This is a genomic window from Pelagibacterium halotolerans (assembly GCF_044811015.1).
In the GTDB taxonomy this organism is placed as follows: Bacteria; Pseudomonadota; Alphaproteobacteria; order Rhizobiales; family Devosiaceae; genus Pelagibacterium; species Pelagibacterium halotolerans_A.
Window position 1 is genome coordinate 2,276,009 of sequence record NZ_CP085243.1, and the last position, 25,287, is coordinate 2,301,295.

The following is a 25,287-nucleotide window of genomic DNA, read 5'->3' on the forward strand; positions in this document are numbered from 1 at the left end:
ACACCCATGGATGCTTTTGAGATCGATCCCTTGACCGCGCAACCCGCGCCCACCGCACCCATCCCCGACGTCGTACTGCTCGCCGCCGGGCTCGGCACGCGCATGCGTCCGCTGACATTCGACAAGCCCAAAGCGCTGATCGAAGTTGCCGGCAAGCCGCTGATCGATCACGCGATCGATGCGGCTATAGCCGAAGGATGTACGCGGTTTGCAGTCAACACACATCACAAGGCCGATCAGATCGCCGCCCATGTTACGCGGCTGCAGAGTGCCCTGCCAGACCTGTCCTTTGCGGTGAGCCACGAAAAAGACCGCCTGCTCGATACCGGTGGCGGGCTCAAGAAAGCGCTGCCGCTGCTCACGAGCGATCCGGTGCTCGCGCTCAACACCGATACGTTCTGGTTGCCCTATGCCGACACGCCAATCGGGCGCATGGCAAAGGTCTATGCACAGGGTGAGGCCGATATCGTCCTCTTGTGCGTCACCCCGGAAAAAGCCACCGGCTTCTGGAAAGGCCCCGACTTCCTCTATTCGGAAGACGGCACGCTCTCGGCCAAGCTCGGCCGCCCCGTCGTCTACGCCGGCGCGGCGCTGATAAGCCGCGAGATCGCCGCAAGCGGACCGGATATCCCCTTCTCGCTCTACACGCATTTCGCCGCCGCGCGAGAGAAGGGCCGCCTCAAGGGCGTGATGATCGAGGCGCCGTGGTTCCATGTCGGCGATCCCAATGCCATCGCGCGCACCGAGCAGGTCATTGGCGCGGTGCTATGAGTGCCGCGGGGAAAATCTATTCCATCGGTCCCCACGCCGCTTTCCTGCCGACACTCGCAAAGGCGCTGATCGGCGGCACGCTGATCCCCGATTGGCCGCGCGAGGGCCCATTCTGGCTTTCGGACATCACCATCCTCCTCCCCACCCGCCGCGCGCGCAACGCGCTTGCCGAGGCGCTAACCGCACAGATGGGCGACAACCCGCTTCTCCTGCCCAACCTCAAGGCTCTCGGCGGCGAGGACCCGTCGGCGGAGCCATTCCTGCCGCCCTACGAAGCCGAGGCCCTGCCCCCGCCCGTAGGCCGGATGAAACGGCGGCTCATGCTCGCCCAGCTCGTCGAAAAATGGCTGGCGACGCAAACCCGCCCGGTCTTTTCGGGCCCCGGCCTCGGCGGCTATACCGGCGCGCCCAACCCCGCCGAAGTGTTGGCACTCGCGGATTCCCTTGGGACGCTCATCGACGACTTCACCATCGCGCAAAAATCGACAACTGCGCTTGGCGAGATTGAGGATACCCAACTTGCCGCGCAATGGCAGGCCAATCTCGATTTCGTCCACGTCATCCTGTCCGCCTGGCCCGACATCCTCTCAGAGGACGGAGAGATCGATGCGGCGGCGCGTACCAACGCGCTCCTCGCCCGCCAGGCGCAGGGTGTCGCGGCGCTCTATGGCGACAAGCCGGTGATCGTCGCGGGGTCGACGGGCTCGATTCCCGCGACTGCCGATCTCATGACGGCTATCGCCGGGCTGCCACGCGGGGCGATTGTTCTGCCGGGCGTCGATACGGGCATGGATATGCGGCAATACGAAACGCTGCTCGAAGACAAGGCCAACCCCCACGGCCATCCGCATTACGGCCTCGCGCGGCTCCTGCGCCGGCTGGGCGTGCCGCCCTCGGGGGTCACCGAACTCGCCGAACCCGACCCGCCCCGCACGCGCTTCTTGCGCACGGCGCTGGCACTCGCCGACGACACGGCAAGCTGGGCCACGGCTCTGAGCGAGGACGAAATCGCCACGGCAACGGGAGGCATCGCAACCATCGTCGCGCGCACTCCGGAGGAAGAAGCGCGCGCCATCGCGCTGGCGGTCCGCGATGGGCTCGATACCGGGCGTTCGGTTGCCGTCATTTCCCCCGACCAGACGCTGGCCCGCCGAATCGGCGCCGAACTCGCACGGTTCGACGTGACACTCGACGACGCGGCGGGCACGCCGCTCATCCAGTCGCGGGCGGGGCAGCTGGTGCGGCAGATCGTGACGCTTGTGTGCGGGCAGATCAGCCCTGTCGATCTGATCGCACTTTTGCGTAACCGGCACGTCACGCTCGGCATAGGCCGAGGTGCTGTTGCGGCGGCGACCGAATGGCTCGATTTCGGTATTCTCCGTGGGCAGCGCCCGGCACCCGGTATCGCCGGATTGCGCAAAGGCATCGCCGCCAATCTCGCAGGCGAAATGTCGCATCCGGCTCTCAAGCTCGATGCGGAGAAGGCCGAGACGACCTCGGCGCTGCTCGATGTGCTGGAGGCGGCGCTGGATCCTCTGACAACGCTGTGCGCGGGGTCCGCTTTCAGTGCAGCAGATTTCGCGAAGGCGCTCGCGGAAACCCTCAAACGCCTGCGCGCTATTCCCGAGGGTGAACCCGTCCCTCCCCTCGAAGGCGAGGACGCGCTCGCCCGCTGGATCGAAACGACGGCGGCGCTCGGCCCCTTCGGCCCGCGCTATTCCGCACGCGGGCTCGATCTGGCGCTTGGCCAACTTATGGCCGGCGAAAGCGTTCGCCCGAAACAGGCCCCCGCCACCGACGCCGTCATCTACGGCCGGCTCGAAGCCCGCCTGATGCGCGCCGATCTGATGATCCTCGCCGGGCTCAATGAAGGCATCTGGCCCGAAATCGCCGATCCCGGGCCATGGATGAGCCGGGGGATGCGCATGGCGGCCGGGCTTGAGCCGCCCGAGAAGCTCCACGGGCTCGCCGCGCACGATTTCCTCATGGCAGCGGGCGCACCGGACATCATCCTCACCCGCGCCGAGCGCTCGGGCACCTCGCCCTCCACCCCGTCGCGGCTTCTGCAACGCATCGAGGCGCTGGCGGGCGAAGAGATCACCAACGAAATGATCACGCGTGGCGCGGTCTGGACAGATGCGGCGGCTCGAATCGACGCCATAGACGCCCCCTCCCGCGCCGCCACGCGCCCCATGCCGCGCCCGGAAGCGAACGTCCGCCCGCGATCGCTATCGGTCACCGAAGCCGAGACACTGTTGCGCTCGCCCTACGATCTTTACGCCAAATACGTCCTCGGCCTGCGTTCCGTCGATCCGCTGGGCGCGGACCCCGATGCCGCCGAGCGCGGCACGATCATCCACGACATTTTCGGCGATTACATAAAAGCCGGACATGATCCCACCGCGCACAACGCGCACGCAACGCTGATGACCATCGCCCGCGCCCGCTTCGCCGGGCTCGAAGCGATCCCAGAGCGCCGCGATATCTGGCTCAGGCGCTTTTCCCACGCGGCGGAACAATTCCTTACCTTCGAGCGCAATCGTGCCGGACGCGTCGCCCAGCGCCATGCCGAAATCGGCGGCGAGGCAGAATTCCAGATCAACGGCGAAACGTTCAAACTGCGCGGCCGGGCCGACCGGATCGACGTCATGACCTCGGGCAAGCTCGAATTCATCGACTTCAAGACCGGCTCGATCCCGGCAAAGGCCGAGATGAAGGACTATCTGGCGCCGCAATTGCCGCTCGAAGCGGTAATGGCGCTCCACGGAGGGTTCGGAGAGGCCTTGCGCGCAGATGCGGACGCGCTGAGCTACATCAAGATCGCCAACGGGCCCGAGGCCTTCAAGGAAGAGCCCTTCGCGCTCCCCAAGGATACGGATCTTTCCCAAGCCATCGAGGAAAGCTTCGCGCGCTTCTCGCGCCACGTCGATGCGCTTTTGATGCGCGATACCCGGCCCATGACTGCGCGTGTCCTGCCCAAGCCCAACCAGCGCTACAAGGGCGCCTATGAGCATCTCGCGCGTACCGGCGAATGGACACTCATCGATGGCGACGGGGAGGACGAATGAGCGACCGCCGTATGGGCTCCATCCCCGAGGATACCAAATCGGCGCAAGCCCGTGCCGCCGACCCTGCAGCGTCGGCGTGGGTGAGTGCGAATGCGGGCTCGGGCAAGACCTTTGTCCTCACCCGCCGCGTTTTGCGGCTGCTGCTTTCCGGCGCGGCACCGGAGACGATCCTGTGCCTTACCTACACCAAGGCCGCCGCCGCCGAGATGCGCCATCGCGTGGCACAGGAGCTGGCCAAATGGGCGCGGGCAACGCCGGACGATCTTGTCGCGGAACTGCGCGCCGTCCTCGGCCGCGATCCGGACCGGAGGGAACTGACGAGCGCCGGTTCTCTCTTCGCGCATGCGCTCGAAACACCCGGCGGGCTCAAGATCCAGACCATCCACGCCTTCTGCGAATCCGTCCTTCAGCGGTTCCCCTACGAAGCCGGTGTGCCGGTGGACTTCGCCGTGATGGAGGAAGACGAGCGGGCCGAACTCGTCCAGTCCGCCCGCGAAGCGGTGCTGGCCGAAGGGCTCACGGGCAGCGGGCCGGTTGCCCAAGCCGTCGCACGCCTGTTCGACACGCTCAGCGATTCCGGTATCGAGTCGGCGGTTGCCGAAGCGTTGCGCGGCGGGCGCAAGCTTGGCGCGGTGCTTGCCGACCCCGAAACGAGCAAGGCCGTGCTACGGGACTTTTTGGGACTCGGCGCCACGGACACGCTCGCTGCGCTCGAAACTGAAATCCTCTCAGGCATGCTGGTAGCACCTGCCGAATATGACGCGATCCTCGCCATTACGCCGCCGGGCCGTACCAAGCAGCGTCAGTTCGAAGACAAGCTGTGCGATATCGACTGCAAGAACCCCACAACTGCCCAGCTTTTCCACGCCTACCTCACCGGTAATGGCACGGTACCCAAACGCGGCTTTCCCAACAAAACGCTGGAAAAGGCCAATCCCGATCTCGCTGCGCGCGTTCTTGCAGAGGCCGAACGCCTCGAAGCTTTGATCGACCGCTTCCGTGCCCTCGCTATCGCCGAACAATCCGCCGCCCTCATCGATGTCCTCGCGGCAATCGCGCAGCGCTTCGAAGCCGACAAGCGCGTCCGCTCTCTGCTCGATTTCGACGACCTCATCGCCCGCACCGGCGCTCTGTTCGCCAATCCCGATTACCGCGACTGGGTGCGCTACAAGCTCGACGCCGGGATCGATCACATCCTCGTCGACGAAAGCCAGGACACCAATCCCGAGCAATGGGAAGTGATCGACGCGCTCACCGACGATTTCTTTTCGGGCACCGGCACGGGACGCAAGAAAACGCTCTTCGCCGTGGGCGACCCCAAGCAGTCGATCTATTCCTTCCAGGGCGCCGAGCCTAAATTGTTCATCGAACGCGGCCGCGAATTCGGATTCAGGGCACGCCAAGCGGAAGAGCCCTGGCACGAGATCACGCTGCAAACGAGCTTCCGCACGCTCGATACGGTTTTGAACGGCGTAGACGAAGTTTGCGCCCGGCCCGGTCTCGGCGCGGCGCTTTTCGCCGGGGATCGCGGCATCCGTCATGAAAGCGCACGCGCCGACAAAGGCTTCGGCGGCATCGAGATCTGGCCGACATTCGAAGAACCCGAGGTCGCCCCGCTCGGGGAAGACTGGCCCGTCGCCCCGCGCGAAAACCTCCAAAGCGCCGCGCGCCAGACCGCAACGGCAATTGCCAAAACCATCGCCCATTGGGTCAGAAGCGGGGCGCCGCTCGGCCCGCGCGGGCGTGCGATCGTGCCAGAGGACATCCTGATCCTCGTCCAGAAGCGCAAGGGCGTTTTCGGCGAGATTGTCCGGGCGCTCAAGGAAGAGAATATCGCCAGCCCCGGCGCCGACCGGCTGCCGGTTTCCGCACATATCGCGGTTGACGACCTCCTGGGGCTCGCCGATGTGCTTTTGAACCCCGCCGACGATCTGTTGCTCGCCGCCATCCTGCGCTCGCCACTGTTCGAGGTGAGTGAAGACGACCTCTTCGCCCTCGCGCACAAGCGCGGCAAAGACGTTTCGCTCTGGTCGGCGCTCGAGCGCTCGGATCTCCCCCCGGGGCGGGACGCCTACGCTCGGCTTTCCGACCTGCGCGCCCGGCTCGATCTCGACCGCCCCTACGCCTTCTTCGCGCATGTGCTTTACGCCGAAGGCGGGCTTAAACGCTTCCACCAGCGGCTCGGCGCCGAGGTGGATGAGGTGATTGCCGAATTCCTCGACCTTGCGCTCACCCATGAACAATCCGGCCAACCCTCGCTCACCGGGTTCGTGGCCAAAATGCGCGCCTCGGAAATCACCATAAAGCGCGACCTCGTGCAGAAGGCCGCTGGCGTGCGATTAATGACGGTGCACGGCGCCAAGGGCCTCGAAGCGCCCATCGTCTTCCTCGCTGATGCAACGGGGGCACCGCCCTCGGTCAAAGACAGTGTCTTTTTCGGCGCCTACGAACACCGGCCGTTCCTCCTGTTCTGCGCGAAAAAGGACGATCACTGCACCGCCTCAATGCCGCTTCGGGAGGCCGTGCAGGCCCGGCAGAATGCAGAATACTGGCGCAATCTCTATGTCGCGATGACACGAGCAGAGGATGCACTTTACGTCACCGGGCCCATCAAGCCCAAAGGCAAGACCGATGGGACTTGGTACGGTGTCATGAGCGACGCGCTCGCAAACCAAGCGCAGGCGGCAACCGACGTCTCGGGCCGGGAGATTTTGCGCTATCCGGCAGATACCGCCCAGCCGCTCCCAATCTCTGGCCATCGATCTGAGGGACGCACCTCAACCGAGCCGCTCACGCTTGGACCGCCGACACGCCGCACACCCCGCGCCATCGTCTCTCCCTCCCAACATGACGGCGACATAGGCCCTGAAGCGCTCTACGACAGTGCCGCGGAATCGCTCTATGAGGCGCGCACCGCACGCGCGCGCGGGATCGGCATTCACGCCCTGCTCGAGCATTTGAATAGCGTACCTCAGAACCTGCGCGCCCAACTCGCCGAAAGCGCGGCGGCAACGCTCCTACCCGAACATCCCGAACTCGCCCCCGATATCGCCCGCGAAGCCTTGGCGATCCTCGAAGACCCAGCGCTCGCGCATCTTTTCGGTCTTAACGCCCGCGCCGAAGTCAGTTTCGCGCTCAACGGCACGCGGGACGGCAAGCCGATCCGGCTCGCTGGCCGCATGGACCGGATTGTCATGGGACAAAACAATGTCCTCGTCATCGACTACAAGTCCGACGCCGCCCCGGCACCGACCGCCGCGCGCGTACCCGCACCCTACCGGCTACAGCTCGGCCTCTACCGCCTCGTCGCCCAGAGACTCTTTCCCCGCCACACCGTCGAGGCCGCAATTCTCTGGACGGCAAACCGCCATCTCATGACCTTGCCGGAGGAAGACCTGCACTCAGCGACAAGCAGCTACACACTCACGTGAGGCCCATTGGCTTGAACTGTGTTTCGACTCTGCTTAGCTATTGAAGAACTGACACGCGGGCAAAGGGCTCCGCGCCTTGTAGAATTAAGGGTAAAAGCAATGACCGAACAGGTAAGTGAAGCCACCTTCCAGAACGAAGTTCTGGGCGCAAAGGAGCCTGTCCTTGTGGATTTCTGGGCTGAGTGGTGTGGCCCCTGCCGCGCGATCGCGCCAATCCTCGAAGAGATTTCCTCCGAGATGGCGGGCAAGGTGAAGATCGTCAAACTCAATGTCGACGAGAACCCCTCGATCGCCGCGCAATATGGCGTGCGCTCTATCCCCACGATGATCCTCTTCAAGGGCGGCGAAGCCGCCGATATCAAGATCGGCGCCGGTACGCCCAAGGCCGGGCTGGTCAAGTGGCTCGAAGGCCACGCAGCTTAAGCCTTTCTCTGCCGCTCCTTTCGTTCCGGCAGAGTCCAAAGACGCCCTCGAACCTCCGCGTAGCTGGCGGATCAGTTTGGGGGCGTTTTGTTTTGCTTGAGCACGGCGCCGGCGAGATAAAGCGAGCCGCAGATGACAATGCGCGCGCCTTCGGTTGTGGCCGCGCTTTGAAGCGCCGCGCGGATCGAGCGCGCGGTTTCGACGGGAAGGCCTTGCGCCTTTACATGCGGCACGAGATCGGCCGCCTTGAGCGCACCCGGCTCACCCGGAATGGGTACGGCGACCACCCTCTTGGCCAGATCCTTGAAAGGCGCGAAAAAGCGCGCAGCGTCCTTTGAGGCCATCATGCCGGTGACAAGGACCAGCGGTGCGGGTCGCGCCCGGTTCATTTCCGATAGGGCTTTGGCAAGAACGGTGGCGCCTGCCGCGTTGTGCCCTCCGTCGAGCAAAAGCTCGTTGTCCTCGCCCACCACCTCCGACAATGCCCCGCGCAGCGGCATCAGCCGGGCCGGCCAGGCAACCGACCGCATGGCCCGCGCCATCGCCTCTTCATCGACCGGCAGGCCGAAATGGCGCACGGCAGCCACCGCGAGCGCGGCATTTTCCACCTGATGGCTGCCGATCAATGCCGGCATGGGCAGATCGATAAGTCCGGTATCGTCCTCATAGATGAACCGCCCGCGCTGGGAAAATCCGTCATAGTCGCGTCCGGCGACAAAGGGCGTAATCCCAAGCGTTTCCGCTTGCCTCTCAATCACATCGAGCGCCTCATCGGGCTGCAGCCCGATCACGGCGGGCGCGCCGCGCTTGAGGATTCCGGCCTTTGAATCGGTGATCTCCGCGACCGTTTCACCGAGGAACTGCGTATGGTCCGCCGAAACCGGCGTGATCACAGCGCCAAGCGGATGATCGATGACATTGGTCGCGTCATAGCGCCCGCCCAACCCCACTTCGAGCAGGAGGTAGTCGGCCTCGACCTCAGAGAACAGCAAAAACGCCGCCGCCGTCGTGATCTCGAAATAGGTGATCGGGACGCCTTCATTCGCCGCCTCGCAGGCTTCGAGCGCACGGTTGAGCCGCTGTGCGGAAACGAGCGTCCCTGCGAGCCGGATACGTTCGCGGAAGGCGACGAGATGGGGTGAGGTGTAGACATGCACGCGCTTGCCCGAGGCTTCGAGCATCGCGCGCAGATAGGCAATGGTCGATCCCTTGCCGTTGGTGCCGGCAACGTGGATCACCGGTGGCAGCTTGTCCTGCGGGCGCCCCAGCGCCTCGAGTAGACGCTCGACGCGCGTTAGCTCAAGATCGATCAGCTTGGGGTGCAGCCTCAACAGGCGCTTCAAAATCGCATCGGTACGGGACACGGCGCCAGCCCTGCTCAAAAGGAATCACTTGGAGTGTGTTCAGAAAAAGTGGGTACCACTTTTCCGGTTCGAACGCGCGACCGAACAAACACTCAGGAAAGAGGCTGAACCTATTCCGCGTGCGCCGCAACCGGCGCATCGGAGGCCAGATCGTCCTCGCCCGCGCCCTCGGCGGCGACGGCCACCTCGCGCATAGTCAGCGATTTGGACGGCGTGGCTGCCGGAATGTCGTCATTGGCCGCGGCCTTGGTCAGAATGCCAATGAGCGACCCGATGGTAGGACGTAGATTGTGGCGGTGGACCACCATATCCACCATGCCGTGATCCCGTAGATATTCGGAGCGCTGGAAGCCCTTGGGAAGCTTTTCGCGGATGGTCTGCTCGATTACGCGCGCGCCGGCAAAGCCGATCGTCGCACCCGGCTCTGCGATCTGGATATCCCCAAGCATGGCATAGGACGCGGTCACGCCGCCAGTGGTGGGGTTGGTCAGAACGACGATATAGGGCAGCCCGGCCTCCTTGAGGCGCTGCACGGCAACGGTCGTGCGCGGCATCTGCATGAGGGACAAAATCCCTTCCTGCATACGCGCGCCACCCGAGGCGACAAACATGACGAAGGGCTCTTTCCGCTCGACGGCGGTCTCGAGCCCCTTGACGATGGCCGACCCGGCGGCCATGCCGAGCGAGCCGCCCAGGAAGTCGAAATCCTGCACTGCGACGGTCACCGGGCGGTCATAGAGCTTGCCGGTGGCGACCATCACGCAGTCTTCCATCCCGGTCTTGGTGCGATTTTCCTTGAGCCGGTCGGTATAGCGCTTGACGTCGCGGAACTTGAGCGGATCCTGCGGCACCGAGGGAAGCGGAACGCTTTCGTATTGCCCATCGTCGAAAAAATTCGCCAACCGGTCCTTGGCCTTGATCTTCATATGGTAGCCCGAATTGGGCACGACCCACTGATTGGCCTCGAGATCGCGGTAGAACACCATTTCCCCACTCTCGGGGCATTTGACCCAGAGATTTTCCTCGACCTCGCGGCGGTTGAGGAAGGAGCGGATTTTCGGGCGGACGACGTTATCGATCCAGTTCATCGTAAATTGGCCTCGACCTGTTGGTCATCTTGTGCATCAAGCATAACGCGCGATGCCCGGCTTTCGATGCCGATTGAGTTTATATAGTTATCGATTGTGGCGATACTATCAGCTTCTGGCAGCCTTTGCACCTTGTGCAAGGTCTGCAATGAGGCTGTGGACAGCCTTGGCTGTGCCGTTTGTCGCAGCGCCGTTTTCAAGAGAATTGGCGATGGCAGAAACAATCGCCGAGCCCACCACCACACCATCGGAATCGCGCCCGATAAAGGCCGCGTCCTCTGCGGTCTTGATGCCGAAACCAACGGCGACCGGCAGGTCGGTGTGTGTCTTGATGCGCTTGACCGCCGTGCCCACCGCGTCGCGGTTCTTGATCTCAGCGCCGGTGATCCCGGTCATCGAGACATAGTAGACAAAGCCCGAGGTGTTTTTGAGCACCGTTTCGAGCCGGTTGTCGTCGGTCGTCGGGGTCGTGAGGCGAATGAAGTTGAGCCCGGCCCTAAGCGCCGGAATGCACAATTCCTCGTCTTCTTCGGCGGGCAGATCGACGACGATCAGGCCATCCACCCCCGCTTGCGCTGCGTCGGCGAGGAAGGCTTCGACACCATAGATATAGATCGGGTTGTAGTACCCCATCAGGATGATCGGCGTATCGGCGTCGGTCTTGCGGAAGCGCGCGACCGCATCGATCGTCTTCTTGAGCGTCATACCGCCGTCTAACGCCCGGCGTCCGGCCATCTGGATGGCGACGCCGTCGGCCATGGGATCGGAAAAGGGCATGCCCAGTTCGATCACATCCGCGCCGGCTGCGGGAAGCCCCGCAAGGATCGCATCGGCGGTCGCTTCGTCAGGATCGCCGGCCATCACGAAAGTGACGAGGGCGGGGCGGTTCTCCTGCCTTGTTTTTTCAAAGCGTTTCTCGATCCGCGTCGCGCTCATGGATGGCCTTTTGTGTCGTGCTCGAAACTGGCGGCGATAAAGGGCAAGATCGGTCTGCGTGTCAACATTGCGCACGCAAAGAGAGACGGGCAACCTGTCATACCCCCCGTGCGGCGCCACTACATCGCCATGCCCAAATGCCGGCCGACGGACTCGACGTCCTTGTCGCCGCGCCCCGACAAGCACAGCACGATGATTTCGTCCTTACCCATTTTCGGAGCGATTTCCATCACATGGGCGAGCCCGTGCGCACTTTCGAGCGCGGGGATGATGCCCTCATATTTTGTGCAGGCCATGAATGCATCGAGTGCTTGCTTGTCGGTAATGGGCACGTAGGTGACCCGCCCGCTATCGCGCAAAAACGCGTGCTCGGGGCCAACGCCGGGGTAGTCGAGTCCTGCGGAGATCGAATGCCCCTCGAGGATCTGGCCGTCCGCATCCTGCAAGAGATAGGTGCGGTTGCCGTGGAGCACACCGGGGCGTCCGCCGGTCATCGACGCGGCGTGACCATTATCGACGTCGAGCCCGTGCCCGCCGGCCTCCGCGCCGAAAATCTTCACATTCGGCTCGTCGATGAAGTCGTAGAACGTCCCGATAGCGTTCGACCCCCCGCCGATGCACGCGACCAGCGCGTCTGGCAGCCGACCCTCGGCCTCCATGATCTGGACGCGGATTTCCTCACCGATCACCTTCTGGAAGTCCCTGACCATCGCCGGATAAGGGTGCGGACCGGCGGCGGTGCCGATCAGGTAATAGGTGGTCTCGACATTGGTCACCCAGTCGCGCAGCGCTTCGTTCATCGCGTCTTTGAGCGTGCCGGCTCCCGCGGTGACGGGTTTCACTTCCGCGCCCAGCATCTTCATGCGCAGAACGTTCGGCATCTGCCGCTCGACATCGGTCGCGCCCATGAACACCGTGCAGGGCAGCCCGAAGCGCGCGCAGACCGTAGCCGTCGCCACTCCGTGCTGACCGGCACCCGTTTCCGCGATGATCCGCGTTTTGCCCATGCGCTTGGCCAGGAGGATCTGCCCCAGGCAATTGTTGAGCTTGTGGGACCCCGTGTGGTTCAAATCCTCGCGCTTGAAATAAATCTTCGCACCGCCCAGCTCGGCGCTCATGCGTTCGGCAAAATAGAGCGGCGAGGGTCGCCCCGCGAAATGGGTGCGCAGGTCGTTCATCTCGCGGTGAAATTCGGGGTCGTCCTGCGCTGCGCGATAAGACTTCTCGAGATCGAGGATCAGCGGCATCAGCGTTTCGGCAACGAAGCGGCCGCCATAGATGCCGAATTTGCCCTGTTCGTCCGGACCTTGCCGCAGCGAATTGACCATAGCCTCGCTCATAAACCTGTTGTCCTAACTGCCCTGTGCGGCGCGGGCGCGTGCGATGAATTCTGTCACGAGCCCGGCATCTTTCTCGCCCTTCACGCGCTCAACCCCCGAAGAGACGTCGAGCCCGAACGGCCGCACCGTCGCAACCGCGTCCGCGACGTTGTCGATGGTGAGGCCTCCCGAAAGCATGAAGGGGATGGACGGGTCAAGCGTTTCGAGCAGCGACCAGTCGAAGACTTCGCCCAGCCCGCCGGGCCGCGTTGCACTCTGGGGCGGTTTCGCGTCGAGGATCAGCCTGTCAGCCACCGCATGATACTCGGGCACCCGCGCCACGTCTTCCGCGCTTCCGATGGGCAACGCCCTTAGAATTTTCTTGCCCGTCCGCGTTCCGGCTTCAGCGACCCGCGCGACGCTTTCGTGCCCATGAAGCTGCAACCAGTCGACGCCTGTCGCGGCGGCCAGATCGAGCAGCGCGTCGTCAGGATCGACGAGCAGGATCGCGGTTTCGATCCGCCCCGAAAGCGCCCCGGCGAGGGCAGCGATCGTTTCGAGCGGGAGATGGCGCGGGCTTTTTTCAAAATGCGCAAAGCCGATCATATCGGCGCCCTGGGCGACGACGTGCTCTGCCATCTCGCGGGTTTTGATCCCGCAGATCTTGATCATCAGGTTTCGGGTCATGCGGAGGTTTTATGCCAATTCGTCGGCGGCTGCGAGCGCTGGATCGGTTTCGCGTTTGGGGCGTTCACGCACGCCCTCGAGCTCCTTTTGAAGCTTTTCGGTTTCCTTGCGCCACCGCCGTTCGGCGCGCCGGTGCGATCCTTGCGCGAACCAGACGGCGATGCCCCCCAGCGCGATACCGAAAAAGAGAACCGCATAGATGATCAGAAACAGCGGCACACCCGCTCCCGGCGCCGTGGGATCGACCGAAATCAGCGGGTTGAAATTCACCGGCACGGTGTGGCGGTTGGCCAGCGCGAAAATGAGGATCGCCGCGCAAAGCGGAATCAGCACGAGCCAGCCGATAATGCGTTTGGCCATCAGGCGGTTACTTTCCGATAAGCAAAAGAGCCGTCAGCGGTTGAGCCGCTCACGGATTTCCTTGCCGGCCTTGAACTGCGGCACGTATTTCTCGCCCACATCGACCTGTTCGCCGGTGCGCGGATTGCGGCCCACGCGGGCGGGGCGGTTCTTGACCGAAAACGCGCCGAAGCCCCGCAGTTCGACCCGGTCGCCGCGGGCCAGGGCGTCGCTGACTTCATCGAGAATGGCGTTGACGATATTCTCGACATCCCGATGAAACAGATGCGGATTTTCCGCCGCCAGCTGTTCGATGAGTTCTGATTTGATCATCTTCTTGTTGCGCCCCCCGGCACACGGGCTGCCAAATTGGCTTTGCTCTTGTTGGGTTTACGAGTTTGAAGGGTGCCAAAGCGCAGCGAGACCGTCAAGCGCCATAACGCTTTCGAGATCGATGCCGAGCGCTGAATGCGCACGCGACAGCAGCCATTCGATCAGCCAGTTGGGGCGCTCGGGTGGCGGATAGGCGGCAAAAACCGGCAGATTGGCCGTGATTCCCCGCTCGGTTTCGAGCCAGGCGATCGCCTCGGTCTCCCCGCCGATGGCATCCATCAGCCCGGCTTCGACCGCCATCGCGCCGGTCATGATACGCCCGTCGGCCAAGTCCAGAACCGCGCGGCGCGGCATGTCGCGGCGCTCGGCGACGATGTCGACGAACCATTGATAGCTGTCATCAACCAGCGCGGCCAACGATTCCCGGATTTCCGGGGTTATGGGTTCATCGATGTCAGGCTCGGCCTTGAGCGGTCCGGACGCGACCTTGTCGTAATCGATGCCTATGTTTTCCAGAAGCGCGCCTGCGTCGATATGGCCGTAAAACACCCCGATCGATCCCACAATCGACAACCGCCGGGTGAAAATCCGGTCGGTGCCGATTGCCGCCATATAGGCGGCGGACGCACCGAGCTCGTTGACGACAGCGACAACCGGCTTGGCTTCGGCCAGCCGGAGCAGGGACTCGTAAAGCTCCTCGCCGCCAGCCGTGGTTCCACCGGGACTGTTGATCGCGACGATCACGGCCTTGACCGTATCGTCCTCGGCCAATTCGTCGAGCGTCCGGCTGCGCTCATGGTCGGTGGTGATCGTTCCGCCGATCTCCACCCGCGCGATGGCATCGGCGGGCGCGGTCCATTGCGGTGCGAACCGGGCAAACGCCAAAATCACCGCAAGCGCGAGCAGCAAAAAGGCAAAAAGCCGCCACCGGCCGCGCGAGCGCTTGAGCGCGCGGGTTGCAGGGATGGCATGGACGGGATCGTCGCCGAGCTGGGTCATTTCGGCCTCAAGGCATAGATGGGCGGTTGAGGGAACCGCTAGCGGGTGCCGGATCGGAATGCAAGTGGGGGCGCTACCGCCGCACCATGTACCGCGTGCCCGGTCCGTAACTTTGAAGCTTGTCCGAAAGTTCTGGCCGGTCCTCCACCCTGAACCCGAACCGGCTCCAGAACGGTGCGGTGCCGTTGACGGCAACGAGGCTGATCGTCGTGAAAGGCTGCGCGTTCTCGATCGACCGCCGTACGATCTCTCCCGCCGCGCCGGTTCCGCGCGCCTGGGGCAACAGGGCCAGATCGTGGAAATAGAGCGTGTCGGGATTATCCGGCAAACTGCCAAGAAGGGCATTGAGCACCGGTGGCGTACCGAGCCGCCAGGGATGAACGAGGAAATAACCCGCCGGTTCCTCCTTTCCTTCAAGGATCCAGCACCGGTCAGGCGCGAACGCCTGACGCTCGGCCAGCACCGGCTCGGATTCGGGATAGCCGGGATGAATGCGTAGCGACAGGTCGAACACCGCCGGAATGTCGCTCGCGAGCATGGGCCGCCAAGGCATGAAGCACCTCTTTACATGGGCGTGGAAGGCAAGGCGCGCCCCACACACAGATAAGGGCCCGCGCGTCACCCGCGCGAGCCCTGATTTCATGCAAGAAGAAGCGAAAGGCTTACTTCTTGTCGTCACCCTGGTTCTTGAGCGCAGCGCCGAGGATGTCGCCGAGCGAAGCGCCGGAATCCGACGAACCGTACTGCGCAACAGCTTCCTTTTCTTCCGCGATTTCCAGCGCCTTGATCGAAAGACCGATCTTGCGGGTCTTGCGATCGAACTGGGTGACGCGGGCGTCGAGCTTTTCGCCAACCGCGAAGCGCTCGGGACGCTGTTCGGAGCGGTCACGCGAGAGATCGGCGCGGCGGATGAAGGCGGAGAGATCGGTATCGGCGATCTGCACCTCGATGCCACCGTCGGTTACGGCCGTCACGGTGCCGGTCACGACAGCGCCCTTGCGCACACCGTCGCCTGCAGCCGCTTCGATCGGGTCGGAGCCGAGTTGCTTGATACCAAGCGAAATACGCTCCTTCTCGATGTCGACATCGAGGACCTTGGCCTTGACGGTGTCGCCGCGATTGTAGTCGTCGAGCGCTTCTTCGCCGGGGCGGTTCCAATCGAGATCGGAGAGGTGGACCATGCCGTCCACATCGCCGTCGAGACCGATGAACAGGCCGAATTCGGTCTTGTTCTTGACCTCGCCTTCGACCTCGGCGCCAACGGGGAACTTGTCGGCGAAAGTTTCCCAAGGATTGGCGAGGGTCTGCTTCAAGCCCAGCGAGATACGGCGCTTGTCAGGATCGACCTCGAGCACAACGACGTCGACTTCCTGGGAGGTCGAGACGATCTTGCCCGGATGCACGTTCTTCTTGGTCCAGCTCATTTCCGAGACGTGGATCAGGCCTTCGATGCCCGGCTCGAGCTCGACGAACGCACCGTAGTCGGTGATGTTGGTCACGCGGCCCGTGAAGCGGGCGTCGACCGGATACTTGGCCTGAATGCCTTCCCACGGATCAGCCTGGAGCTGCTTCATACCAAGCGAGATGCGGTGGCTTTCCTGATTGACGCGGATGATCTGAACCTTGATCGTTTCGCCAATCGAGAGCACTTCGTTCGGATGGTTGACGCGGCGCCACGCGATATCGGTGACGTGCAGCAAACCATCGATGCCGCCAAGGTCGACGAACGCGCCGTAATCGGTGATGTTCTTGACCACGCCTTCGACCACCTGGCCCTCTTCGAGCTGCTGGACGATTTCCGAACGCTGTTCGGCACGCGATTCTTCGAGGATGGCGCGGCGCGAAACGACGATGTTGCCGCGGCGCTTGTCCATTTTGAGGATCTGGAACGGCTGGGGCACGTTCATCAGCGGGGCAATATCGCGGATCGGCCGGATATCGACTTGGCTGCGTGGCAGGAAAGCCACCGCGCCGTCGAGATCGACGGTGAAGCCGCCCTTGACCTGGTTGAAGATCTGGCCTTCGACCTTTTCGTTCTTTTCGTAGAGCGCTTCGAGCCGGACCCAGCTTTCCTCGCGACGGGCCTTCTCACGGGAGAGGACGGCCTCGCCCATGGCGTTTTCGACACGGTCGACATAGACCTCGACGTCCGAACCGACGGCGATCGTGCCGTCCTTGCCGGCGGCACCGAATTCCTTGAGCGGCACGCGGCCTTCGGTCTTCAATCCGACGTCGACGATGGCGAGATCTTTTTCGATCGCGACGACCTTGCCTTTGACAACGGTGCCCTCAACGGGATCGATGTCCTGGAAGCTCTCCATAAGGAGCTGTTCGAAATCTTCGGTTGTTGCAGCAGTGTTTGCCATTCAAACTCCATTCCGGCCGGGCCGGAATATGGTTGGGTTGGTGTTGATGATCTGGCCCGCCCGCATGAAGATCACGCGAACAGCCTGGTTGTTTTTACAAAATGCGGGCACGTCCAACGCGCCAAGGGCCTCTACGGATTCCTCCGTAAACGCCACGCGCACGTTCGTTCTTGTCCTGCGGATGTACCGGCAAAAGCCTTGGGAGGCGCTATGCGTCTCACACGGTCACGATATAGGAACGACCGGCCCGAAAGTGAACCCGCCCAGGGCCGCAAGCTTGGATTTAGGTTCTTTCCGGCTTATCGGCTTTCCGAACCGAATAAGTGGTACCCACCTATTCTGGAAACCCTCCGTTTTAGAACGCTGACTTGCGGGCAATGGCGGCATCGACTTCGGCGATGGCTGCCGTAATGGCAGCTTCTATATCCAATTGTGACGTATCGAGCAAGACCGCATCCTCAGCGGGGCGAAAGCCGCCATGGGGCGCGTTGCGGTCGCGTTCGTCTCGGGCGACGATCTCGGCGAGCATGGCTTCGCGGTCGACCGTCTGGCCCCGCGCTTCGAGCTGGCGTGCACGGCGCTCGGCCCGGATTGCAGGATCGGCGACGATGAAGAGCTTGGCATCTGCCTCCGGTGCGATCACCGTACCTATATCACGGCCGTCGAGCACCGCGCCGCCCGGTTGCATGGCAAAGCTGCGCTGCGCCTCGAAAAGCGCCTGCCGGACGCCGGGAAACACAGCGACCTTGGACGCAAGGACGCCAACTTCGGCGCTCATAAGGAACTCAGGGTCGATCGCATCGGTATCGAGATCGCGCGCCACCACGAGCGCGCGATCCTCTAGATCGGGCATATCGATATAGGCCCGCACCTCGCGCCCCACGGCACGGTAGAGGAGTCCAGTATCGAGATGCGGCAGGTTATAGTGCCGCCCCAGCGCGGTGGCGATGGTGCCCTTGCCCGAGGCGGCGGGGCCGTCGACTGCGATAATCATGCTGCCTCCCCTTCCTGGGAGAATCCGGCGCCAAGCCGCGTGAAATCACCAATGAAGCTCGGAAAACTCGTGGCGATCATTGCATCGTCGTCGACGGTCACGGGACGGTCTGCTGCCAGCCCCATGACGAGAAAGCTCATGGCAATCCGGTGGTCGAGATGGGTTTCGACCTTGCCGCCACCGGCAACGCCGCCCTTGCCCTCGATGATGAGATAGTCAGCCCCCTCCTCGCAGACGACGCCATTGGCCTCGAGCCCGCGCGCGACGGCGGCGAGCCTGTCGCTCTCCTTGACGCGGAGTTCTTCGATCCCCGGCATTTCGGTGCGCCCCTGCGCATAGGCCGCGGCAACCGCGAGCACGGGGTATTCGTCGATCATAGAGGGCGCGCGCGCGGCCGGCACGGTGACACCCTTGAGCGCCGAATGCTTTACGCGAAGGTCGGCAAGGTCCTCGCCGCCGGAATTGCGGCGGTTCTCGATTGCGATATCGCCGCCCATTTCGATGAGGGTTTCGATGAGCCCCGTGCGCGTGGGATTCATCAGGACGTTCTCGATGGTGACCTCCGAACCCGGCACGATGAGCGCAGCAACCAGCGGGAAACCCGCTGAAGACGGGTCGCCCGGCACCTGCAGTTCCTGTCCCACGAGATCGGGCAGGCCCTGGACGGTGATCGTGCGTGCGCCGTCGTCGTCTGTCGCGATGGCGATCTCGGCACCGAACCCGGCGAGCATCTTTTCGGTGTGGTCGCGCGTCATAACCGGCTCGACTACGCGGGTTTCCCCTGGGACAACGAGCCCGGCGAGCAACACGCAGGATTTCACCTGCGCCGATGCCATGGGCACGCGATAATCTATGGGTAGTGGGGTTTTCGGACCCCGCAAAGCTATGGGCAGCCGGTTTTCGTTGTGTTCGACGACCTCGACGCCAACGGCGCGCAGCGGGTCGAGCACACGACCCATGGGGCGCTTGGATAGCGAGGCGTCACCGACAAAACGGGTGATGAAGGGATAGGTGCCTACGAGCCCCATGCACAGCCGCACGCCCGTGCCGGCATTGCCGAAATCAAGCGGCGCTTCGGGCTCGAGAAATCCGCCGACGCCCACCCCGTCGATCTGCCAGAGATCGCCATCCTTTTTAACCGTCGCGCCCAGCGCCTGCATGGCGCGGCCGGTCGCAAGCACGTCTTCACCCTCCAGAAGCCCTGAAACCGTCGTGCGGCCGCGCGCCATGGCGCCAAACATCATGGCTCGGTGGGAAATCGATTTATCGCCCGGCACGCGGATTGTGCCCGTAAGCGCGCCACGGGTAAAGCTTGCACGGGGGTGTGGTGAATTGGCGTGGGACATGGTCTTATGTCGCCTTCAAGAAAAGCAATGGAAAGCGAGACGGGGCTTAGCACGCCCCGGGCACGGTGCCAACGCCACAAAGCCGCCCGCATTTAGCGTTTGACAGGTCCGAAAATTTCATCGTAACCGAACCGGAAAATTTGCGGCGCGCCTTTTTGCCCGCCAGAGCCGATCTACGACATTACGAGCAATGGGGAATTGCCTTGGCCACTGACGAACGCGGTACGAAGCGCACCTGCCCGGTGACGGGCAAGAAATTCTACGATCTCAACAAGGATCCTGTGGTTTCGCCCTATACGGGTAAATCCTATCCGGTGTCCTTTTTCGAAGCCGCACCGGAAAAGGCGCCCAAGCCCGCCGAAAAAGTACGGCCAGAGGAAGACGAAACGGTCGAAGTCGATCTCGCTGCGGAAGCCGCGGGCGCTGAGGTCATTTCGCTTTCGGACGCCGAGAGCGATAGCGACACCGATGACGACGACAACGGCGACGATATCCCGGATGTCGAGGATGTCGATGTCGACGAGGACCTCGGCGGGGACGACGCGGACACTTTCCTTGAAACCGACGACGACGATGACGACATCGATTTCGACGTCGAAGTGGACGATGACGAAGACCGCTAAGCGGGCCTGTCAAAAATCCGTCGCAAGCGCCATTTTTGCTCTTGCGTCTTGGCGAGCTCTCACATAGGTTCGCCGCCGTTCGGACCGGGCTTCCGGTCAGGGATAATGGGGCCATAGCTCAGCTGGGAGAGCGCCTGCATGGCATGCAGGAGGTCAGCGGTTCGATCCCGCTTGGCTCCACCAAATCTCCGTAGAACCTCAAAAAGCCGTGCTTTCAAGCGCGGCTTTTTTGTTACGCTTTCGCAAATTCGTAAATGCGAGCCTTGTCCTGGGCAAAAGCCTGCGCTTGACTGGAGCTGATACGGCTTGAGGACGCGACACATGGCCCCGGTTATCGTCGATCCCGACAAGGTTCTCCCGTTCGAGACGGGAGAGGCGTTCTATTTGTGGCTCAAGGACAACCACGCCGCCGAGGATTTCCTGTGGGTCAAATTCTACAAGGTTCACACCGGCTATCCGACGCTAAGCTATGAGGATGCGGTGCGGGCGGCGCTGTGCTGGGGGTGGATCGACGGGATCAAGAAGAAATTCGATACCGACGCCTATGTACTGCGTTTCACGCCACGGCGGAAGGCTTCGATCTGGTCGCAGATCAATGTCCGGCACGCCGAGAACCTGATTGCCGAGGGGCTCATGCAGGCGCCGGGACTAAGGGAAATTGAAGCGGCCAAGGCTGACGGGCGATGGGAGCGCGCTTACGCGCCAGGCGCGAGTTTCGAGGTCCCGCAGGACTTCCTCGACGCTCTGGCGGCCGACGCACGCGCCAAGGCCATGTTCGAAACCCTTAACCGCGCCAATCTCTATGCTCTGACCTTCCGGATCAACAACGCCAAGCGCACCGAAACCCGCCAGCGTAAAATCGAAGAATTCATCGCCATGCTGGCGCGCGGCGAAACGCTCCACCCCAACGGCAAGCAGAAGTAACTACTGTACAAGCGCGGCGCTGCGGGCGGCCAGCCTGGGTTCTATATGATCCTCAAAAAGGCTCGGCTTGCCGGCGATCGCCCGAGGCGTGAACGTTTTCTCGGCCCGCAGGGAAATCGCAAGGAAGCTGTCCATCCCCTCTACTTCCCTAGGCCGGGAAAGACGGTAGTACCCGGCGGCGAGCCGCGCGCGCATCAATTCCTTGGTTCTCACCATTTTCTCGGTCACGCCCGGTCCGTTGGAGACCGAAACCGGTAATTTGACATAATCGTGAAGTGGCGTGCCCACATGGTAGCATGCCGGAATGGCCGCAAAGAGTTTCAAGAGGAAATCGAGGTCGGTCAGGCAAGGCAGATCGGGGTCGAAACGCGGGTCGGCGCGATTGCGGTCGTAAACCAGCATCGAATCCATCGAGAAGTTGGTAAATTTATACGTGCCGGGCGTGAGCACCCGGTCGGACCCGGCGCCGACCTGCCGGAGGGCCGTTCCGTCGGGCAGGGTCACGTTGAGCGCGCACGAAACAAGCCCGTATTGCAGCAAATGCGGCATCACCGCCGAAAGCTTGGTCGGCGCAAAGCGATCGTCGGCATCGAGGATCGCGGAAAACCGGTACCGCGCAGCATCGAGCCCCGCATTGCGCGCAGGGGGTGAACCGCCGCCAATAAGGCCGCTTTCGAGATACCGTATCCGCGCGTCCACGATCCCCTCGCGCCCCAGAACCGCCTCGTAGTCCACCCCGTCGTCAGCAACGACGATCAACTCAAAGTCGGCGAAATCCTGCGCGAGCGCGCTTCTGACCGAAGCGGCGATGGTTTTCTCGGCCTTGTAGGCGGGCATCACAATCGAGACGGGTTCGCGCTTGGTCATGGTTTAGGGGTAGGGCCTGTTAACACTCTTGAAGCGGTGCATATGCGCCCCATATCATAGTCAACGCCTTTCCGGTGCCGTAGTCGGGCCGGACAGGCAATGTTGCTTGATGGACAAGGACAGGTTTACCGCTATGTCGCGCGTATCGCTTTTCTCCGCGCCTTTCGTTTTGGGCTTCGAAGCCTTCGAGGAGCGCTTTGACCGGCTTTCCCGGGCCGCGGAAGGCTATCCTCCGTATAATATCGAACGCACGAATCTGGAAGGCGGAGGTGAGACTTACCTCATTTCAATCGCCGTGGCCGGATTCGCACGTAACGACTTGGAAGTGATTGCGGAGGATAATCAGCTTATCGTACGCGGCCGGCAAACCGATGATGGTGCGCGGGACTATTTGCATCGCGGAATTGCCGCACGACAGTTTCAGCGCACCTTCCTGCTTGCCGACGGCATGCGCGTCGAGGGTGCCGACCTTGAAAACGGCCTCCTCGTCGTAACCGTCCATCGGCCCCAGGCCGAACCCGTGACTCGCCGTATCGAGATCCGGCCGGCCGAAGCAAGGAGGTAGAGTAATGAATAAACCCGATGAAAAGCGGACGTTTGACGATACCCGGCTGGGTCGCGCCGCCGAGCCTCTCAAGCTTCTGACCGCCGAACAATTCGCCGCGCTGGGTGCGGGCGATATCGTTTTCTGGCGCCGCATGAATGCCGGCGATCTTGCCGAACTCGTGCCTCAGGCCGGCGCCGCTCCTGCCGATCAGGAACTCGAACTCCTGATGTCCGCCGATGGCGCGCCGGTGTTGGTTGCGGATTCCCGCGAAGCCGTCCAGGACTGGATCGATGGCCACGAGGTGACGCTGGCGACGCTGCATTAGGGCCTGTAACCACCTCCGAAAAAACCAAAGGCGTCATCCTGCGCAAGCGGGATGACGCCTTTTTCCGTCTCGTGACTGTCGGTCAGGCCGCGTGAATCGCTTCGAGCGGTGTGGTTAAAATCTCGCGCAGCTTGGCCTCGTCCTTGGTCGCACGCAGGCGGTCGAGAATGCCTTCCGAACGCAAAAGCCGGGCGACCTTGCTCAACGCCTTCAAATGATCGGCGCCCGATCCTTCGGGCGCAAGGAGCATCACAACGAGGTCGACGGGCTGGTCGTCCACCGCGTCGAAATCGATCGGCTCGACAAGACGTGCGAACACCGCCGTCACGCCCGTGAGCCCCTTGATCTTGCCGTGCGGGATCGCAATCCCGTTCCCCAGACCGGTCGAACCGAGCTGTTCACGGCTCAAAAGCGTATCGAAGATCACCTGAGCATCGACTCCAACCAGGCCAGACGCTTTTTCCGCGAGTTGCTGGAGGAGTTGTCGTTTGGATGCGACCTTTGCGCACGGAATCACCGATTCCTGCGACAGAATGTCAGCAAGTTCCATGAAGAGAAGCCTTTAGGTGCTGTTCGTGGGGGACGTCATTGCCCTTTGTCAATTGGAAAGGGCTGGATCGATCCAACCAATATTGCCATCGGCCCGGCGGTAAACCACATTCATGCCGCCATGTCCAGCGTGGCGGAACACGATTACGTCAGACTGCGACAAATCGAGCTCCATCACCGCCTCTCCGACGCTCATCGTCCTCAGGCTCTGGGTCGTTTCAGCGATCACCGGGGGGGCATCGTTCTCATCGAGTTCGATCTCGTCGTCGGAGAACGCAATCACATAGTCGGCATATCCGCCGGTCGCCCCGTTGGAATTCCGCCGATGGTTCTTGAGTTTGCGCTTATAGCGCCGTAGCCGCTTCTCGATATGTGCGGCCATCGTCTCGTAGGCCGAAGTTGCATCGTTTGCGCTGGCACTGGCCGAAAGGACAACGCCTGTGTCAAGATGCACCATGCAATCGGCACGGAACCCGATTCCTTCGGGTTCGAGCGTCAATTGCCCGTCATAACCTCCGTCGAAATATTTGCCCACCACCGCGTCGATGTGGTCTTCCGCCGTGGCGCGCAGCGATTCGCCGACGTCCATGTTTTTACCGGATACACGCAAGCTCATGGTTGCCTCTCGGGTTGGTTGGTGTGACGGGCGCGGGGTCAAGATCCCGTGCTCTGCAACACCAGAGTCTAGACCCGTGGCTAGGGCCAAGGCAATCGGATTGGCCCTATCAGTATTCAAATCCTTTGATGACAACGCAAAACGCCCCCGTTAATATTCGCCGCGCGGCCAAACGGGCACCGGCGCAGTGCCTGGCGAGGTCCCCACACGCGCCGGCACTGCGCGTGGCGGACGCAAACCCGCGACAGCCAAGGGGTTCAAGAGGCACAATGCTTGTATCGGGCAGTTCAGCTGACTATAGTTTAGGATCCAGACCCTAAACATGCAACACGAAGTCCGGAACCCTCACGCCCGATGACGTCTCCCCAAAAGACCGCCGCCGAACCTTCCCGCGGCCCGTGCCTTATGGCCGTTCTGCGCATGGCCGGATTGCGGCCGACCCGGCAGCGTCTGGCGCTGGCGGAATTGCTGTTTTCCGGGGAACACCGGCATGTGAATGCCGAGCAGCTTCACTCCGAAGCCGCCGAGGCGGGTGTGCAGGTGTCGCTCGCGACCATCTACAACTCTCTGCATCAGTTCCGTCAGGCCGGGCTTTTGAGGGAAATCTCGGTGGATGCGGCACGGTCCTATTTCGACACTGACACGACCGATCACCACCATTTCTATATCGAGGACGAAGAACGGATCGAGGACATCCCCTCTGAATCGATCCGGATTTCAGGCCTGCCCGATGCTCCGGACGGCATGGCGATCACGCATGTGGACGTGATCGTGCGGGTCCAGAAAACCCGCAGCTAATCGAAGACTTCCCCCTCATAGGCCCCCCAGATGGCGTTCTGGGCGACATAACCCGAATAGTGCCGGGTGTTGCCTTCGGCGTCGGTATGATCGAGCGCGACGGCACAATAGCTGCCTGTGCAACTCTGGAGCTGTATCAGCAGGCCCGGCGTCAACCATGCCCGCACCGCGGCCTGGCTATCTTGCTCACTCAGAAGCGCCGTACGGCCGTCCCGGGTCCAGGGCGTAACGAGCGCGGTTCTCGCGCCAACGACGAGACTCTGGTGCACCCAGCCCTCGGCGCCGTCGACGTCGCGGATTTTGCGCCAGGTATCGAATTCCTGAACAATTTCAACCGGCACATTGGGGCGCACGAAGATCCAGGCGATATCGTAATTGGTCCCCGGCCCCACACGCACATTGACCGGTGCCGAGCCCACGGAAACGAAGCGTGGCATGGGCAGGCCGGTTACGGGGCCCGTCTGCTGGGCATGTACCGTGCCTGCAAGCGCAATGATCGCGAGGATCGTATAGAGGACAGTTTGGACCTGGCGACGAAGATTGGACAAATCGGGATGCTCACCGGTTGATGACA

At 62.5% G+C, this 25,287-nt stretch carries 25 protein-coding genes and 1 tRNA gene; 10 read left to right on the top strand and 16 right to left on the bottom strand.

Translation table 11 applies throughout. The annotated features are described in order from the left end of the window. Positions 1–6: 6 nt before the first annotated feature. The 4 genes from LG281_RS11185 (at position 7) to trxA (ending at position 7,693) form a co-directional block, all read left to right on the top strand. Positions 7–771, top strand: coding sequence for a nucleotidyltransferase family protein (locus LG281_RS11185; RefSeq protein ID WP_404400671.1), 765 nt, complete (start codon positions 7–9; stop codon positions 769–771). Further along, positions 768–3,839 carry a double-strand break repair protein AddB gene (gene addB / locus LG281_RS11190; RefSeq protein WP_404400674.1) on the top strand — a complete coding sequence of 1,024 codons (3,072 nt, stop codon included), beginning with the start codon at positions 768–770 and terminating at the stop codon, positions 3,837–3,839. The genes LG281_RS11185 and addB overlap by 4 nt, the downstream gene beginning before the upstream one ends. Continuing rightward, entirely contained in the window at positions 3,836–7,270 is a 3,435-nt protein-coding gene (gene addA, locus LG281_RS11195; protein ID WP_404400676.1) for a double-strand break repair helicase AddA, read from the top strand. The genes addB and addA overlap by 4 nt, the downstream gene beginning before the upstream one ends. Positions 7,271–7,369: 99 nt before the next feature. Further along, a complete protein-coding gene (gene trxA, locus LG281_RS11200) occupies positions 7,370–7,693 on the top strand; it encodes a thioredoxin (RefSeq protein ID WP_404400678.1) in 324 nt (107 codons plus the stop codon). Positions 7,694–7,764: 71 nt separating this feature from the next. Here trxA and LG281_RS11205 read toward each other — a convergent pair whose 3' ends face one another. From LG281_RS11205 to aroA, 12 genes are all read right to left on the bottom strand, one after another. Continuing rightward, positions 7,765–9,057, bottom strand: coding sequence for a bifunctional folylpolyglutamate synthase/dihydrofolate synthase (locus tag LG281_RS11205; RefSeq protein WP_404400680.1), 1,293 nt, complete (start codon positions 9,055–9,057; stop codon positions 7,765–7,767). Positions 9,058–9,167: 110 nt separating this feature from the next. After that, positions 9,168–10,145, bottom strand: coding sequence for an acetyl-CoA carboxylase, carboxyltransferase subunit beta (gene accD / locus LG281_RS11210; protein WP_404400682.1), 978 nt, complete (start codon positions 10,143–10,145; stop codon positions 9,168–9,170). A 108-nt stretch (positions 10,146–10,253) separates the two neighbouring features. Next, positions 10,254–11,081, bottom strand: a complete 828-nt coding sequence (trpA, locus tag LG281_RS11215) for a tryptophan synthase subunit alpha (protein WP_404400684.1) — start codon at positions 11,079–11,081, stop codon at positions 10,254–10,256. Positions 11,082–11,200: 119 nt separating this feature from the next. After that, on the bottom strand, positions 11,201–12,421 hold the full coding sequence (gene trpB / locus LG281_RS11220) for a tryptophan synthase subunit beta (RefSeq protein WP_404400686.1): 1,221 nt from the start codon (positions 12,419–12,421) through the stop codon (positions 11,201–11,203). A 12-nt stretch (positions 12,422–12,433) separates the two neighbouring features. Next, positions 12,434–13,087: a phosphoribosylanthranilate isomerase gene (locus LG281_RS11225; protein ID WP_404400688.1), complete on the bottom strand. Its 654-nt coding sequence runs from the start codon at positions 13,085–13,087 to the stop codon at positions 12,434–12,436. A 9-nt stretch (positions 13,088–13,096) separates the two neighbouring features. Continuing rightward, entirely contained in the window at positions 13,097–13,447 is a 351-nt protein-coding gene (locus LG281_RS11230; RefSeq protein ID WP_404400690.1) for a lipopolysaccharide assembly protein LapA domain-containing protein, read from the bottom strand. A 33-nt stretch (positions 13,448–13,480) separates the two neighbouring features. After that, positions 13,481–13,759, bottom strand: coding sequence for an integration host factor subunit beta (locus LG281_RS11235; RefSeq protein ID WP_231800745.1), 279 nt, complete (start codon positions 13,757–13,759; stop codon positions 13,481–13,483). A gap of 57 nt (positions 13,760–13,816) precedes the next feature. Next, entirely contained in the window at positions 13,817–14,758 is a 942-nt protein-coding gene (gene sppA / locus LG281_RS11240) for a signal peptide peptidase SppA (RefSeq protein ID WP_404400692.1), read from the bottom strand. 73 nt (positions 14,759–14,831) lie between these two features. After that, positions 14,832–15,311 carry a GNAT family N-acetyltransferase gene (locus LG281_RS11245; protein WP_404400694.1) on the bottom strand — a complete coding sequence of 160 codons (480 nt, stop codon included), beginning with the start codon at positions 15,309–15,311 and terminating at the stop codon, positions 14,832–14,834. A gap of 109 nt (positions 15,312–15,420) precedes the next feature. Next, complete coding sequence (rpsA, locus tag LG281_RS11250; protein ID WP_404400697.1) at positions 15,421–17,124, bottom strand: 30S ribosomal protein S1; 1,704 nt, start codon at positions 17,122–17,124, stop codon at positions 15,421–15,423. Positions 17,125–17,479: 355 nt separating this feature from the next. Continuing rightward, positions 17,480–18,118: a (d)CMP kinase gene (cmk, locus tag LG281_RS11255; RefSeq protein ID WP_404400699.1), complete on the bottom strand. Its 639-nt coding sequence runs from the start codon at positions 18,116–18,118 to the stop codon at positions 17,480–17,482. Beyond that, positions 18,115–19,464, bottom strand: a complete 1,350-nt coding sequence (aroA, locus tag LG281_RS11260; RefSeq protein WP_404400701.1) for a 3-phosphoshikimate 1-carboxyvinyltransferase — start codon at positions 19,462–19,464, stop codon at positions 18,115–18,117. Before aroA ends, cmk begins: the two co-directional genes overlap by 4 nt. A gap of 203 nt (positions 19,465–19,667) precedes the next feature. On the opposite strand from aroA, the gene LG281_RS11265 reads away from it, so the two are divergent. The 3 genes from LG281_RS11265 to LG281_RS11275 all read left to right on the top strand — a co-directional run bounded on the left by LG281_RS11265 (position 19,668) and on the right by LG281_RS11275 (position 21,011). Then, positions 19,668–20,087: a TIGR02300 family protein gene (locus LG281_RS11265; protein ID WP_404400703.1), complete on the top strand. Its 420-nt coding sequence runs from the start codon at positions 19,668–19,670 to the stop codon at positions 20,085–20,087. A 107-nt stretch (positions 20,088–20,194) separates the two neighbouring features. Further along, a tRNA-Ala gene (locus LG281_RS11270) sits at positions 20,195–20,270 on the top strand. Between the two features lie 138 nt (positions 20,271–20,408). After that, complete coding sequence (locus LG281_RS11275) at positions 20,409–21,011, top strand: YdeI family protein (RefSeq protein WP_404400705.1); 603 nt, start codon at positions 20,409–20,411, stop codon at positions 21,009–21,011. Here the strand turns inward: LG281_RS11275 and LG281_RS11280 are convergent, their stop codons facing one another. Next, positions 21,012–21,878, bottom strand: a complete 867-nt coding sequence (locus LG281_RS11280; RefSeq protein WP_404400707.1) for a glycosyltransferase family 2 protein — start codon at positions 21,876–21,878, stop codon at positions 21,012–21,014. Between the two features lie 133 nt (positions 21,879–22,011). On the opposite strand from LG281_RS11280, the gene LG281_RS11285 reads away from it, so the two are divergent. Both LG281_RS11285 and LG281_RS11290 read left to right on the top strand, forming a co-directional pair. After that, positions 22,012–22,443 (top strand): Hsp20 family protein, encoded by a 432-nt coding sequence (locus LG281_RS11285; protein WP_404406709.1) that lies wholly within the window; start codon positions 22,012–22,014, stop codon positions 22,441–22,443. A gap of 4 nt (positions 22,444–22,447) precedes the next feature. Beyond that, on the top strand, positions 22,448–22,750 hold the full coding sequence (locus LG281_RS11290; RefSeq protein ID WP_404400709.1) for a DUF1150 family protein: 303 nt from the start codon (positions 22,448–22,450) through the stop codon (positions 22,748–22,750). Between the two features lie 82 nt (positions 22,751–22,832). Here LG281_RS11290 and ptsN read toward each other — a convergent pair whose 3' ends face one another. Then, on the bottom strand, positions 22,833–23,300 hold the full coding sequence (ptsN, locus tag LG281_RS11295; protein ID WP_404400711.1) for a PTS IIA-like nitrogen regulatory protein PtsN: 468 nt from the start codon (positions 23,298–23,300) through the stop codon (positions 22,833–22,835). A 48-nt stretch (positions 23,301–23,348) separates the two neighbouring features. Then, positions 23,349–23,915 carry a ribosome hibernation-promoting factor, HPF/YfiA family gene (gene hpf / locus LG281_RS11300; RefSeq protein WP_404400713.1) on the bottom strand — a complete coding sequence of 189 codons (567 nt, stop codon included), beginning with the start codon at positions 23,913–23,915 and terminating at the stop codon, positions 23,349–23,351. Between the two features lie 354 nt (positions 23,916–24,269). Between hpf and irrA the strand changes: the two genes are divergently transcribed. Next, positions 24,270–24,713 carry an iron response transcriptional regulator IrrA gene (irrA, locus tag LG281_RS11305; protein WP_404400715.1) on the top strand — a complete coding sequence of 148 codons (444 nt, stop codon included), beginning with the start codon at positions 24,270–24,272 and terminating at the stop codon, positions 24,711–24,713. Here the strand turns inward: irrA and LG281_RS11310 are convergent. Beyond that, on the bottom strand, positions 24,710–25,261 hold the full coding sequence (locus LG281_RS11310) for an SH3 domain-containing protein (protein WP_404400717.1): 552 nt from the start codon (positions 25,259–25,261) through the stop codon (positions 24,710–24,712). The two genes, irrA and LG281_RS11310, sit on opposite strands and share 4 nt — an antisense overlap. Positions 25,262–25,287: the final 26 nt, after the last annotated feature.